This window comes from Kocuria tytonis (genome assembly GCF_003226895.2).
Classification (GTDB): domain Bacteria; phylum Actinomycetota; class Actinomycetes; order Actinomycetales; family Micrococcaceae; genus Kocuria; species Kocuria tytonis.
Genome location: NZ_PNJG02000001.1, coordinates 364101 through 377882, shown reverse-complemented (window position 1 = coordinate 377882; position 13782 = coordinate 364101). Strand labels below are relative to the sequence as shown.

Sequence of the window (13782 nt, the reverse complement as noted above, 5' to 3'; positions counted from 1 at the left end):
AGGCGCGTGATGCGGCGGCTTTTCGGCGAGCCCTGCGGGAACACGTGCGACGCCATCCCGACGTCGCCCTGGTCCGACGAGAGATCGCCGAGCGTGAGGCTGCCACGGCCCGTGCGATCGCGCAGTCGGCACTGGAGGCCGTGCAGCCCCCGCACCGCGGTGACGACGGGGGCAAGGCTGCTGAACCGTACACGGACAAGAGTCTCGACTGGCTGCAACGGCGGTTCGCGAAGGTTTCGGACGCAGGAGTCCTCGCGGCTCTCGTTCGCAGGTTGTACTTCCAAGCGGGAGAACTGCGGGCGCCGGCGACCTTGATTCGTAAGCATCCGGACCTCGTGGCCACCCTGTCCGCCGTGGACCGCACGCTCTGCGACAGGGTGCTCGGAGCGGAGTCGATGTGGGAGAGCGCGGATCAGCTGATCCCCGATCGGCACGACCGGCCCGTCTACATCGCCGAACGCTCTCGTGTCATGTATTGCGTGCACTCCACACCCGAGTTCCACTCCAACGGCTACTCAACGAGAACCCGCGGGGTCGCACAAGCCATGGTTGCTGAGCACCTGGACGTGCACGTGGTGGCTCGGGTCGGTTACCCGTGGGACGAGGCGGACCCGGTCCGCCCCGAACCACCGCACCGCCGCACGGTGTTGGAGCGGCACGGTGTCCCATGGGTGCATGTTCCAGGACCGGCTCTGTCGACCACGCGCCCGGACGACTATTTTCAGGCCGCTGTGGACGCCTTCGTCAGGGAAGCCCGGATCTGCCGTCCTGCCGTGATCCTGGCCGCGTCCAACCACGTGACGGGGTTGGCCGCTCTGGTGGCCGCACGAGTGCTGGGTGTCCCGTTCGTTTATGAGGTTCGTGGGCTGTGGGAGATTACGGAGGCTTCCTCCAAGCCGGGGTGGGACCGTACCGAGCGGTTCGCCTGGCAACGTGACATGGAAACCCTGGTGGCCACCCATGCCGACCAGCTCCTGGCCATCACCACCGAGACCCGGGACGAACTGGTACGGCGAGGAGTGCCCGAGGACTTGGTGGACATCCTTCCCAACGGGGTGGACACCTCGGACATCGTGCCCCTGCCGAGGGACCCGGAGTTCATGCGGCACTGGGGGATCACGGACACCACGCCCGTGATCGGATTCGCCGGTTCGCTCGTGGCCTACGAGGGGCTCGACACGCTAATCGACGCCGTGGTGGAGCTGCGGGAGGAGCACCCGGATCTGAAAGTCCTCCTGGCGGGGTCCGGATCCCACGAAACGGCCCTGCGCGCGCGCGTCACACGTGTGGGACTTGACGACACCTTCATCTGGGCGGGACGCCACCCGAGTGCGGACATACCCCGCGTCATGAGCCTCTTGGACGTGGTGTGCTGTCCGCGGCAGTCCTTGCCAGTCACCGAGATGGTCTCCCCGTTGAAACCGTTGGAGGCCTTTTCGGCGGGGCGACCAGTGGTGCTCTCCGACGTGGTTCCCCACCGTGTCTTCGTGGACCCGGCCCCCGAGGACGGGTCCACCACACCACGCGGCCTTCTCCACCGCGCGGGAGACCCGGCATCGTTGGCTCAGGCGCTCCGAGAACTACTGGATCATTCCGACCGACGGGCAGCCATGGGACGCGCGGGCAGGCAGTGGGTGGTCTCGCAACGACAATGGTCAACCCTGGGCGCCGTGGTCACCGGGGCACTGCGTGTTGCCGCTGCAACTCATGCAGCCAAGTCCACGGCAGGGATGCCCCTGTCCGAGCTGCGTGTGGGCGTGATCGCGGACGAGTTCACCACCGTCGCCCTGGAGGCGTCGGTGAACATGATCCCGCTGCGCCGCGAAGATCCCGGTGCCCAGTTGCGCACCCAACGCCCCCACATCGTGGTCATCGAGTCCGCGTGGTCCGGCAACGGCGGTGAGTGGCACCGGGGAGTCGGGGTCTACAGCGAGGCCGAGGACTCGGCGCTGCGCGACGTGCTGGACACGTGCGCGCAGTTGGAGATTCCCACCGTGTTCTGGAACAAGGAAGACCCGGTGCACTACCGTCGCTTCCTGCCCACGGCGCTGCGCTGTGACCACGTGTTTACCACGGATGCCTCGCTCGTGGGCCACTACAGCCGGGCAGCCCGGGAAACACCTGGGTCCAGACTGCGGACCGTGTTCTCACAGCCGTTCTTCGCCCAGCCCCAGGTACATCATCCGCTTCCCGGGGACATGCCGGGCGACAGCACGGTCGCCTACGCGGGCACCTTCTACGGAGCACGGTATCCCGAACGATCGGCCCAACTCACCGCTCTGTTGCGTGTGGCCCGGGAATACGGTCTGATCATCTACGACCGGCAGATGGCGGTGCCCGACTCGCCGTACCATTTCCCGGCCGAGTTCGCCCCGCAGGTCCACGGGGCGCTCCCGTACGCGGGGGTCCTGGGCAGTTACAGGGCCCATGCGGCCCACCTCAACGTCAACTCCGTCACCGACTCGCCCTCCATGTTCTCCCGCAGGGTCGTGGAGATCGCAGCATCCGGTGGAGTGGTCCTGTCCACCGCCTCGCGGGGTGTCACTGAGACCTTTGCAGGGCTCCTGCCCGCCACCGATGACGTGGACGAATGGCACGCCCTGCTGTCCTGCTGGACCGAGGACCCCTGCGCACGTCGAGCGGAGGCGTGGCTGCAGCTCCGGACCGTGATGCGGTCACACACCACGCAGACAGCACTGGGCTTCATGGCGCGCGTGGCCGGGATCGCCGTCTCCGTGCAGCTCCTCCCCGCGTGGGGAGTGGAGGTGGATCCTTCGGACCCGGACACGGTCTCGGCTGTCCTGGAGCAGTCCGTACCACCGGCACTGCTACGGTGGAGCTGGGAGCCTGGCGCCGTCCAGAGGTTGGCCCTTGCCGATCTCGTACGACGGGCGGAGGACCGCGGAGTTGCCGTGTCCTCGGCGGACGAGGACGCCGCCGCTGCGGTTCGCTGGTGGGCAGTCCTACCCCCCGTTCTGGACCGCACGTGGGCCGAGGACACCCTGACGGCAACCCAATGGGGCACGTGGACTCGCCTGGGATCACGAAGCCTCACACCGGAGGAGACTGGTCATGCTCTGACGGAGTACGGCACCCGCCGTGCGAGGGGCGGATTCCGCGGAGGCAGTGAGCGGACGTCGTCGACGTCGGAGATTCCGGACACGGACGCGGTCACCGTGATCCGCCCCGAACCCGAGGCGGCCGCGTCCACGGGATCTCTGCCGAGTCGGGAGGCCCGGTCCTTGCCGCCGAGACTGCTCGTCGCCGGACACGACCTGAAGTTCATCGACCGCTGGATTGACCATGCCCGTACTCTGGGCGTGGAGGTCCAGGCCGATCACTGGAAGGACCACGCCCACCACGATGAAGCACGATCTCGTGAGCTGTTGGCGCACGCGGACACCGTGGTGTGTGAGTGGGGACTGGGCAATGCCGTGTGGTATTCCCACCACGTGGGACCCCACCAGCGACTCGTGGTCCGGGTGCACGCCCAAGAACTGCGGGGCCCCTACCTGCGAGCCGTCAACCACGACGCCGTGGATTGTTACGTGTTCGTCGGTGAGATGATGCGCCGTGCTGCCACGGCGTCCCACGGGGTGCCAATGGAGCGAACAGCGGTGATCCCGAATGCCGTGGGCACCGCAGCGCTGGCGCGCGCCAAGAAACCGGAAGCGGCGCACACGCTGGGTCTGGTCGGACTGGTGCCGTTCAGCAAACGGCCGGATCTGGCCGTTGACGTGCTGGAGGCGGTGCTGCGGCAGTGCCCGCAGGGCACCCTCCGCATCAAAGGGCACCGCCCCGAGGAGTATCCCTGGATGCTCCAACGGCCGGAGGAGATGGCTCACTACGAGGCCCTGGACACCCGGATCCGTGATCTCAACGCTCGGCACGGACGGAACGTGGTGATCTTCGATCCCCATGGAGACGACATGGCGGAGTGGTACCGGGGCATCGGATACGCCTTGTCGGTGTCCGACGCCGAGTCCTTCCATCTGACTCTGCCAGACGGCGCGTCTTCCGGAGCCGTACCGCTCTCACTCGCCTGGCCGGGGTCCGACATGATCTATCCCCGCGAGTGGCTCACGGCGTCGACGGACGAGATGGCACGGCGCATCCTGACCCTCATCAATGCCGCACCACGGGCGCGGGCGAGCGCTCGCGCGGCTGGAGACTTCGTCAAGCGCCACTTCGACGACGCCGTCGTCTTCTCGCAACTCGATGCGGTGATCGCGGGAGACGGCGCTTCCGGACCTGGGCCGTCCTCGTCGACGGTTCCGGCGGACACCCGGATCGCAACGGGCGACGCCGACCCGGAGAGGGTGATCGGTGGGCTCCGCGAGGCGTTGGACGAGGTCCACGAACGCTACGTCGAAGCCCGGACGCAAGCCGCGAGACTGACTCGAACCGACATGGAATCCAGAGAGCTGCGCAACACCATGCAGAAGAAGATCTGGTGGTTGGAGTCCGAGCGCTCGAAGCTGATGCGTGAACAGCAGGATACGGAACAGACGGCCGCGGCCGCGGCCAAGCTCGAACGGGAACTTGCGCTGCGGGAACGGCGTGTGCAGCAGCTGCTGTCAGAACGTCCGCATCAGGCGCTCGAGCGCACGCTGAAGCGATCCACCCGAACCCTCGTTCGGCGAGTGGTCCCTGTGACCGCACGCAAAAACCTGTGGAGGTGGCGCCATCGTGGCCATCCCCGCTCAGGATCGCCGTCCTGACGGACCGGTCCCTTTCCCCTCAATCCCCAGAAAGTCGAGGAACGACATGCGTCGAGTCGCCACCACCCTCACCGCCCTGAGCCTGCTGGCCCTGACCGCCTGCGAGGGTTCGTCCACCTCCATCACGGACACGTCCTACGACAACGTCAAGGACCTCAAGGGTGCCGTGACCGACGCAGGGCTTCCGTGCCAGAGCGACAACGTGTTCAAGGGCGAGGACGTCAAGGAAGCTATCAAGTGCGGCGACAAGGTCTGGCTGGGCGTGTACCAGGACGACAAGCAGAAGAACGCTCGAGTGGACGAATACAGGAAGAAGGAGAACTCCTTCGTGGCAGGACCCAACTGGACGGTGGTCGCCCCGCAGAAGGAACTCGACAAGCTGTCCAAATGACACACACTCGATAACGCTTCAGCACCTACTCGTCAGGAGACAATGACATGGCACGCCTCGGATTGGTCGGGTTCTTCGGATGGGGGAATTACGGAGACGAACTGTTCCTCGAGCAGTGGAAGACGAGCCTCGGCCGCCACCACGACGTGGCCGTGGTCCATGACCAGCTCACCGCCCCCTATTTCTCCCGCCGGGCCACGGACATCGCCGAGGAATTCGATGCACTGGTGATCGGTGGTGGTGATCTGGTGATCCCCAACAAGATCTCCCCCCTGTACTGGAACCGTGCTTGGTTGCAACGCCCGGTCTACATCAGTGGTGTGGGGGTACCGACGTGGGTGAAGTACAAAGCTCCGGATGTGATCGAGCGATTGCGCACGTTCTTCCAACACTCCAATGTGCGGTACATCTCAGCCCGCGATGAAGAGAGCGCACAGTGGATCCGCCACGTCCTCCAGCCACGGATCTCGGTTCGTGTTCACGCGGACCTGGCTTTCAACTTGACCATGCCGCCCGCACACCGCTATGACACGCCCACGGTGGGAATCAATCTTCGAACGCACCGTGCCGATTCCGATCCCACACAGCTACTCCGAGTGTGCGAAACCATGCAGGAGCGGGGATACGACGTGGTGAACCTCGTCCTGGGAACCGGCAGGACCCGGGCAGCAGACATCGAGGTGGCCCGAAAATTTCCGTTCAAGGACCAGATCATCCTGGAGTCGGAGGACATCGACCAGCTCAGCTCCTGGATCGGCGGACTGGAGTTCCTGCTGTCCAACAAGTTCCACGGCACGGTGGCCGCCACCATGTACGGTGTCTCCTCCGTCGTGCTCTCCGCGACCACTAAGAGCCGGAACCTGTATTCGCGTCTGGACAGGAGGCATCTGCTCTCCTCCAACGAAGATCCTCACCTCCTGCCCAAAGCCGAGCTGGCGCAGGTACCCGTCTCCGACATGGCGGTGCGCATTCTGGAAGCGGAGGCCAATGCCGCGGTTCGTGACCTCCAACGTCTGATCGACACCGACTTCCCGCGCCGTGGCCCACTCACGGGGGCACCTATGCAGGGCGCACCAGCCGAGGGGTCATCGGCCGAGGGAGTCAGGTCGGCATGACGAACGCGGAGGAGAAAAAACGACCTGCCGGCGGCCAGGGTGCAAACCATGGGCTACAGAGCCTGGAAGCGCTCGAAGGCGTCATCAGTGGGGCCGGGGCACCGTTCGCCGTATCTGTGCTGCAAGCCTTGCGCGACCACCGGGAGTACCAGGCGGCCATGGATCTCATGGAACGTTGGGGAGATCGCTTCGACCATGACGCGGACTTCATCCGTGTTCGCAGAGACATCCTGGGCAAACTGGGCCAGATCACCGAATCCCTGGTGCTGGCCAACACACTGGTGGACCACGGTCACATCACTGCGGTGTCCTTGGTGACGCTCGAAGGTCGGGTCAAGGAGCTCCACGGTGTCAGGCCCCGCATCCAAGGACCACACCGACCCGTGGAGCCCATCTCCTCGCGGCGCATCCTCCACCTCGTCAAGGAGAGCAGGCCCTACCTCTCCAACGGCTTCACCTCTCGCAGTCACTACAACTTCCTGGCCGAGAAGGCCGCCGGGCTGTCCCCGGTGGTCATGACGGAACCGGGTTTCCCACGCTCGGTCGTGGACGGACCGTTCCCGACCACGCGACAGGTTGACGGTGTGCAGCACGTACACCTGGACCTGGGTGCGGCGAACCTCAAGGGAATGCCGGTGGACCGATACCTGCAGCTCTTCGCCGACATGGCCTACTCACGGGTCCGTGAGATTCGCCCCGCCGTCATCCATGTCAGCTCAGGGCGCCGAGGATTCGAAACCGCCCTGGTGGCTCTGGCACTGCGGGAGAAGACGGGCATCCCGGTGGCCTACGAGGTCAGGTCCTTCTTCGAGAGCAACTGGACCGACGACGTCCGGTACGAGGCCCAGGGCGAGATCTACACTCGCCGCATGGAGCGTGAACTCGAGTGCATGCGAGCTGCGGACATGGTCCTGACCATCGGCGAAACCATGAAGCGAGAACTTTCGTCCCGGGGGATTCCCGCCGAGAAGATTGGGGTCATCCCCAACGGAGCGGACTGCGAACGCTTCACACCCCGCTCACGCCCGGTCGAACTGGCCGAGTTCCTCGGCATCGGGACCTCACCCACCATCGGGTACGTCTCCAACATGGATCACGCTCGTGAATCGCAGGAAACACTGATCCGGGCCACCGCAGAACTCAAACGCCAGGGCCGCACGGAACACTGCGTGCTCGTGGGTGACGGTTCACGCCGCGCCGAGCTCGAGGCGCTCGCCAATTCCCTGAGTGTCGCGGAGCGTGTCCATTTCGTCGGACGAGTCGATCACGGGCGGATCATGGACTACTACGCCTTGATCGACGTGTTCGTGGTACCGCGGATCTTGGAGCGGGCGGCCATCTATGTGACACCGCTGAAACCGTTCGAGGCCATGGCCATGCGTCTTCCGGTGGTGGTCAGCAATGTTCCCGCGCTCACGGAGATAGCGGATCCACCCCGACGCGGCTGGTCGTTCGTGGCCGGGGACCCCGAGTCCTTGGCACAGGTGATCACGGGGGTGCGTTCCGACCCCGCCGAGATGGCGCGCCGGGCACAGTCGGGATTCGACTGGGTCCGTGAACAGCGACAGTGGAAACACAACGGGAAACGGTACAGGGACTACTTCGCCCACCTCACAGACGTTACTGGCGCCCCGGGGGAGAGAGACTAAGCCATGCGCGCATTGATCCATGGATTCAGCCGGACACCGGGGAGTCCCGTCAACGAGATTCACCAGGCCCTCCGCGCGGTCGGCACGGATCCTGCACCTCACCTGCTCGGATACACGGCGGTGGCTCGAGTCAACCCGTACCAAGCCATGTTGTACCGGCAGTTCGCGTCCCACGGTGTGGCTGCCGCCCCTGTCCTGAAGGGATTCGACTTCAGCGTGTTGCCGGAATTCCGGGGAATGAGCCGCTCCCAGACCATCCACTTCCACTGGATCAACTGGGTGATCGGGGTGTCCGAGGACGCCGCCAGGGCACGGACCAAGGCCAACGGCTTCCTGGGCCGCCTGGACAAGTTCAAGGACCGGGGCGGCAAGGTGGTGTGGACCGTGCACAACGTGTATCCGCACGACGCGACATACCCCGACGAGGAGATCGAACTCCGCCAAGAGGTGGCGAACCGAGCAGACGTGGTGCACGTGATGGCCGAATCCACCACGGACGCGATGAAAGGCATCTTGAGCGTGGACCGGTCCAAACTCGTGGTGGCTCCACATCCGAGCTATGTGGACGCGTACGAGAATTTCGTCTCACGCGCAGACGCTCGTGCCAGCCTCGGCATCGACGGCGACGAGACCGTGTTCGTGGTCTTCGGTGCGCTCAAGGCCTACAAGGGACTGAACGAGTTGCTCGACGCCTTCCAACACCTCCGTCGCATTCGTCCCGACCAGCGGTTCCGTCTGGTCGTGGCGGGTAGCCCCGATGACGATCCTCGTGTCACGTCCTTCGTGCAGCGGTGCCTTGTGGACCCCTACGTGTTGATCGAACCATCGCGGATCCCGGGAAATCGTGCCCAGTACTATCTCAACGCCGCGGACGTGGGAGCCGTCACGTACACACGTTCCTTGAACTCGGGGGCCGCCCTGCTGTACTTGAGCTTCGGACTCCCCGTGCTCGCCACGGACACCCCGGTGTTCCGAGAAGCCCTCCCGACTCACACCGCTCATTTCGTCACCGATCCTCTCAACCGCGGACACGAAGCGTTCGCTCAGGACCTCGTGGCGGCCGCAGAGCTGGCCCGACGGCGCAGCAGAGAGCAGGTTCTGAGGGCCATCGAGCCGTTGCACAGTGCAAAAATCAGTGACCGTTTCGTTCAGGACCTGGGACGTCACCTGGACTGGTAGTCACACGGGCCGCCCTGCCCGGCGCCATTCAGGCGAGGACCTCGGCGACGGACAGCACTCTGCCCAGGTCGCCACGGGCGTGTCCCAGGGGGATGGTGGTGTCCCGCACCGTGGTGCGGGCTTGCTCGGCCAGTTCGACCCAGTCCGGAAGCGACCCGTCCTCGGCAATGATGCTGGCAGCGCGGTCGACCCAGGGGACGAGGTTCTCGCGCACTAGTCGACCTGTGGGCATGTCAGCGGAGACCATGTTCTCGAGACTGCGCAACGGCCCTCCATGCACGTCCTCCGCGAGTCCGTGCAGGGTGTAGGTACTCACCTCGTGCCAGCTGACGGGACCGCCCAGTGCCCGGAGCCTGGAGGTGACCTGCTCCGCGCTGCGATTCTTCTCGGCGCGATCGAACGGCCTGCTGGCCAAGGCGGGACTCAGCAGCGCCAGGAGATCTTCGGGGATGTCCCGGGGGTCGCTCAAGAGCTCGGGGCGTTGCTCCGGGGCCAACTTGCTGAGTGCCACGAGATTCGTCTGCTGCAGCGGCCGCAGGCCTAATTTGGTGGCAGGAACGAACCGGCCTCCGTGCAAGGCGTTCCGGAACAACAAGTAGTGCCATTCGGCACTGAGATGCTCCGAGGTACTGATCCCCGCGTCCTGGAGTGATTCACCGGCCACTTCTTCCACGGCACGGGCCACGTCCGGACGGGACCGAGCGATCGAGGTGACAACCGCTTCGAGGGTACGCAGACCGTAGCTGCCCTTGTAGAGCTCCGACCCGAACCCCGCAATGCTGAACGGGCCGGGGGTTCGCAGTGCGTAGGACTGCAATTTCAGCGGGAAGTAGCTCAGGGCCTGATCCATGAACCACATGCCCATCGGCCGTGGAAAGCGCCGAAGCAGCGCCGCAGGGTCGGTGACCGGTTTCTTCGGGCCCAGGGTGAATCCGAATTCCTCGGCCAGGGTGGAGACCACCTGGTGATCCAGACGGTGTTGTTCATGGGCGTTGGTGCAAGTGAACAGGGCCTGCTCGCGTCCCACGGGCGAGAGCAGAGCGGCTGCCAGGCAAATGCGGGAGTCCTTGCCCCCCGACAGGGACAGCCTCGCAAACTCTTCACCCATGGATGCGACGGAGTGAACCACGGAGGCGATCCGTGTCGCAGCCGAACGGATCTCCTCCCTGTAGTCCGTGCTGGACACGGCGAAGTGGTCCCTGACCGGAGTATGCACCGTGCGGTGAACGGACCCTGGACTTTCCAGGGACAGCTGTAAGTGGGATGACACGGGGACGTAGCTGATTTCTCGTACCAGGGTGCGTGCGCCCAGCAGTTGCGCCGACATGGAATTGGCCCACACCAGGGACGCGGCCACCGTGGTGTCGGCGGTCACGGGCCATCCAAGACGCCGACGCAGGTGCAACAAGGTGTAGGCAGAGTCGGAAACCATCACCGCCCCCGGAACGGCGGTCACGAAGATCGGCATGCTCCGGTAGAGGTCGCCTAGGATGGTGACGGCGCTCTGATCCCAACGGATGCGCAGGTGACAGCCCGGCAGTTCGGTACCCCCCATGCTGCGCCCACGGTCTCGCCATCCGCACGCGCCGAAGTAGAACCGTTCACGGTCGTCGTCGATCGCCACGCCCGTGAAAAGGCTCGAGTCGTCCACAACGTCCGCAGCGGCCCGGTGCGACAACCACGTCAGGGCCCACCCGTTGGCCAGCACTTCGTCGTGGCGCTCCCCGGGAGACCCGTGATTCAGCGTCACCAGGTGTTCGGCCACGTCGGGAAAACTGCGGCGATGGGTGAACACCGCAAGATAGTTGGCCATACCTCACGCCCTGCTCGGCACGGACGTCTGAGATGTCGATGCTGTCTCCTCGTCATCTTCGTGCGGTGCGATCGAACCGGCCGAGGCGAACAGCGCCGGCACCGCACCCCGGTCAGAGATCTCGTGGATCTCGTTGACGCGCACGGAGACCCGGCTGTACTTGGGCCAGGACTGTGCGGGGAAGCACTTGTTGTTGACCACCAGTGACAGGCCCACGGGGATCTCCAGCGAGCCGCTGGTACGGACCCGGATCATCACCGGCTCCTTGGAGCGGGCGAGGTCATCGGTGATGACGTGATCGCCGATGCGCAGCACCGTGGAGATGCGACCCTGGTTCTGGGCCCGCTCGTAGTTGCTGACCAGAGTCAACGACACCTCCACGGGCCGGGTGGTGTCCACACGCAGCGTGCAGGTGTTGTGGATCTCCTGACCGGCCACCGGCGCCGTGGTGGGCAAGGAGATGTGCAGTGCGCGAGGAGCGTCGAAGAGGACGTTGAGCTGGCGTTGCGGCAGCTCCAATTCCTTGGCGGAGTAGTCGGCCTTGGTGAAGGCCGCCACGCGTGAAACCGCCGCGGCCTCGGCTGTCGGCTGGGCCGGCCTCTCCATGGGGATCTCGTAGACCACGGCACGTACCGGTGCTTCTGCAACGCGGCGGGCAGCGGCCCCAAGCGCGTGGGAGGACCGCTTCTGGAGGTCGTCGACACGGCGGAGGAAGTTCTCGTCAGTGATTTGTCGTTCGGAAAGCCCCTCGGACGCTGAGTCGAAGAGCTGTTCCCATGAAACGTCCAGCGGCAGGGCCAGGTGCTCCCGCCCCACTTCCTCGAAGTGACGACGGACCTTGGAGTCGTAGACCAACCCGACCGTGGGCACGTGACGACGATGGGCCAACAACGCCGCGTGCAGTCTCATGGTCACCAACAGGTCCAGTTCCGACAGACAGAAATCCAGGGCGGACAGACCCAGCGGATCCGGAACCTGCACCACGGGGATGTTGGGTGAGAGGCCTTTCGCCAGCTGCTGCAGAATCTGGCGATCATGCGACGTGCCGGCCTGCATCGGCAGGCACACCACGGCGATCTTCTCCGCCGCCGCCAAGGAGTTGAGGGTCTTCTCGACGCTGGCGAGCACCTGGTCCATGGGGAAGAGGCTCCAGCGACGCAGGTTCACACCTACGAGGCGATGACCGCTGTCCTTCAGCTCCTGCAACCGATCCACCAAGGCACCCTGCGGGTGGGACGAAGGAAGGTCCACCGCGTACACCACGTCCGGCGCGGTGGACAGCCGCTGGGCCGGCACGCCTGCACGTTCCACGACCTCCTGGGATTCGGGATCCCGCAGCAGGATCGACTCGGTCTGTTCGGCCAGGAACTTCACCATGGCCTGGGCGTCCGGGTCCTCCAGCGGTCCCGCGCCCAATCCGATCACGTGATACGGAATGCCGAGCACCCGTCCCATCATGGGCAGGTTCCCGAACCCCGCGATCGACATGGCCACCCCGCTCACCAGGCTCGTCAGTCCACCTGCGCGCTGGAAGGTGAGGTCGTGCCACAGACCACCGCCACCGACGACCACGGCGTCGGCCGTATGCAGTTGGTGTGCCGCTTCGAACAGATCGCTCCGTTTGAAGGCCTGGAGCCCGTGCTCCACCTCCACCTTGTACGGGTTCTCGGCCGCTACCACCACGTCGACGGCAGGGTCGGCCGCCTGCAGGGCAGAGGAGATGGACTGCAGGATCAACTCGTCACCCAAATTGCCCGCACCGTAGAAGCCGGAGAGGATCACCGCGCGCGCTCGGGGCAAGGACGGCGTCAGGCTCTGCGCGATCTCACGGGTCCTGTTCTCGTCCAACCAGGGCATGGTTTCCGACGACGCGTCGCGGAGCCTGGCGAACAGCTCCATCCACCGGTGTTCGTACAGGTGGTTGTTCACCAACCGACGGAAACCGTTGAGTCTCACCCGCTCATACTCCTGGGGGTCGTCCAGCAGCACCTGGAGCTTACGAGCCAGATCGGCGTCGTCGGAATAGCCGATGATCTCGTCACCGTAGTCGAAGAAGTGCGACATCTCGTCGAACTCCCCGGTGGCGATCACGGCACCTGCGCCCACAGACTCGAACACACCGCATTTGATGTTGATAAATCCCGCGCGGGTCAGCGGGAAATTGATGTGGATCTTGCCCATCTTCATGGCTTGCAGGGCCTTGTCCCCGGCCACGGTTTCACTGTCGGGGATCTCCCATCCGCGTCCGTACGTCTTGACGTCGAAGGCGGAGTTCAAAGCGACCATTGTCTGGTTCCGGTCGGGCCGGTCATTGGCGTGCCCCACACAAATGACGTCGGCAGCCATGGAAGGGTCCTCGTCCACGTGCTGCGTGACGAATCCCCTGTCGATGCCGAACGGGAAGTAGACGGTGTTCCTCACCCCGGCTTCCTCGTACATCCGCAGAGAGAGTCCGGCATTGGTGGTATGGACGTCGAAGACATGGGCGTGCGCGTGGACGGTGGGGAAGACGTCCGGGTCACTGAGAGTGATCCCGACCAGTACGATGCCCTGGTCCTTCAACCGTTGCGCGTCCTCCTCCGTGAAGGTCAGTCCGCCGGCACAGCAGATGATCATCTGGGGGCGGAACCCGTCGATGGCGCCCTGCAGTTTCTCGGCCTGAACGTAGATGGGGCCGTTGCCTCCGGAAACCCGGTCGGGGTTCTCCGCGATCCGGTGGTACTTGATGTCCAGGTCGAGAACGTGGTGGCCGAGGTTGCGCAGGGAGCGGGACATGGACGAGACGATGTCGGTGGTGCCGTTGATGGAACGGCCCAGGAACAGGATGCGCCAGTGGAATCCCTGGTCGAAGGTTTTCTTCTCGAGCTCGGCCTTGAGCTGGTCAATGGTTTGCATGATGCACCTCGGATAATGC

The 13782-nt window shown here is 64.9% G+C and carries 7 protein-coding genes; 5 read left to right on the top strand and 2 right to left on the bottom strand.

Annotation, left to right across the window (positions count from 1 at the left end):
* The first annotated feature begins 44 nt into the window (after window positions 1-44).
* The 5 genes from C1C97_RS01735 to C1C97_RS01715 are packed head-to-tail and all read left to right on the top strand — an operon-like array spanning window position 45 to window position 9055.
* Window positions 45-4721 carry a glycosyltransferase gene (locus C1C97_RS01735; RefSeq protein ID WP_158591117.1) on the top strand — a complete coding sequence of 1559 codons (4677 nt, stop codon included), beginning with the start codon at window positions 45-47 and terminating at the stop codon, window positions 4719-4721.
* Window positions 4722-4767: 46 nt separating this feature from the next.
* Window positions 4768-5112 carry a hypothetical protein gene (locus C1C97_RS01730; protein ID WP_121029813.1) on the top strand — a complete coding sequence of 115 codons (345 nt, stop codon included), beginning with the start codon at window positions 4768-4770 and terminating at the stop codon, window positions 5110-5112.
* A 47-nt stretch (window positions 5113-5159) separates the two neighbouring features.
* Complete coding sequence (locus C1C97_RS01725; RefSeq protein WP_121029812.1) at window positions 5160-6227, top strand: polysaccharide pyruvyl transferase family protein; 1068 nt, start codon at window positions 5160-5162, stop codon at window positions 6225-6227.
* Window positions 6224-7876, top strand: a complete 1653-nt coding sequence (locus tag C1C97_RS01720; protein WP_121029811.1) for a glycosyltransferase family 4 protein — start codon at window positions 6224-6226, stop codon at window positions 7874-7876. Before C1C97_RS01725 ends, C1C97_RS01720 begins: the two co-directional genes overlap by 4 nt.
* A gap of 3 nt (window positions 7877-7879) precedes the next feature.
* Window positions 7880-9055, top strand: coding sequence for a glycosyltransferase family 4 protein (locus C1C97_RS01715; protein ID WP_121029810.1), 1176 nt, complete (start codon window positions 7880-7882; stop codon window positions 9053-9055).
* Between the two features lie 28 nt (window positions 9056-9083).
* On the opposite strand, the gene C1C97_RS01710 is transcribed toward C1C97_RS01715, so the two are convergent.
* Entirely contained in the window at window positions 9084-10868 is a 1785-nt protein-coding gene (locus C1C97_RS01710) for a hypothetical protein (RefSeq protein ID WP_121029809.1), read from the bottom strand.
* A gap of 3 nt (window positions 10869-10871) precedes the next feature.
* The gene (locus tag C1C97_RS01705; RefSeq protein ID WP_121029808.1) at window positions 10872-13763 is read right to left on the bottom strand and encodes a polysaccharide pyruvyl transferase family protein; all 2892 of its coding nucleotides are present in this window, start codon (window positions 13761-13763) and stop codon (window positions 10872-10874) included.
* Window positions 13764-13782: the final 19 nt, after the last annotated feature.

Excerpts from the sequence above, each read along its gene's own strand:
- C1C97_RS01730 (WP_121029813.1), top strand. The coding sequence starts at position 4,768 with ATGCGTCGAGTCGCCACCACCCTCACCGCCCTGAGCCTGCTGGCCCTG.
- C1C97_RS01725 (WP_121029812.1), top strand. The coding sequence starts at position 5,160 with ATGGCACGCCTCGGATTGGTCGGGTTCTTCGGATGGGGGAATTACGGA.
- C1C97_RS01720 (WP_121029811.1), top strand. The coding sequence starts at position 6,224 with ATGACGAACGCGGAGGAGAAAAAACGACCTGCCGGCGGCCAGGGTGCA.
- C1C97_RS01715 (WP_121029810.1), top strand. The coding sequence starts at position 7,880 with ATGCGCGCATTGATCCATGGATTCAGCCGGACACCGGGGAGTCCCGTC.
- C1C97_RS01710 (WP_121029809.1), bottom strand. The coding sequence starts at position 10,868 with ATGGCCAACTATCTTGCGGTGTTCACCCATCGCCGCAGTTTTCCCGAC.
- C1C97_RS01705 (WP_121029808.1), bottom strand. The coding sequence starts at position 13,763 with ATGCAAACCATTGACCAGCTCAAGGCCGAGCTCGAGAAGAAAACCTTC.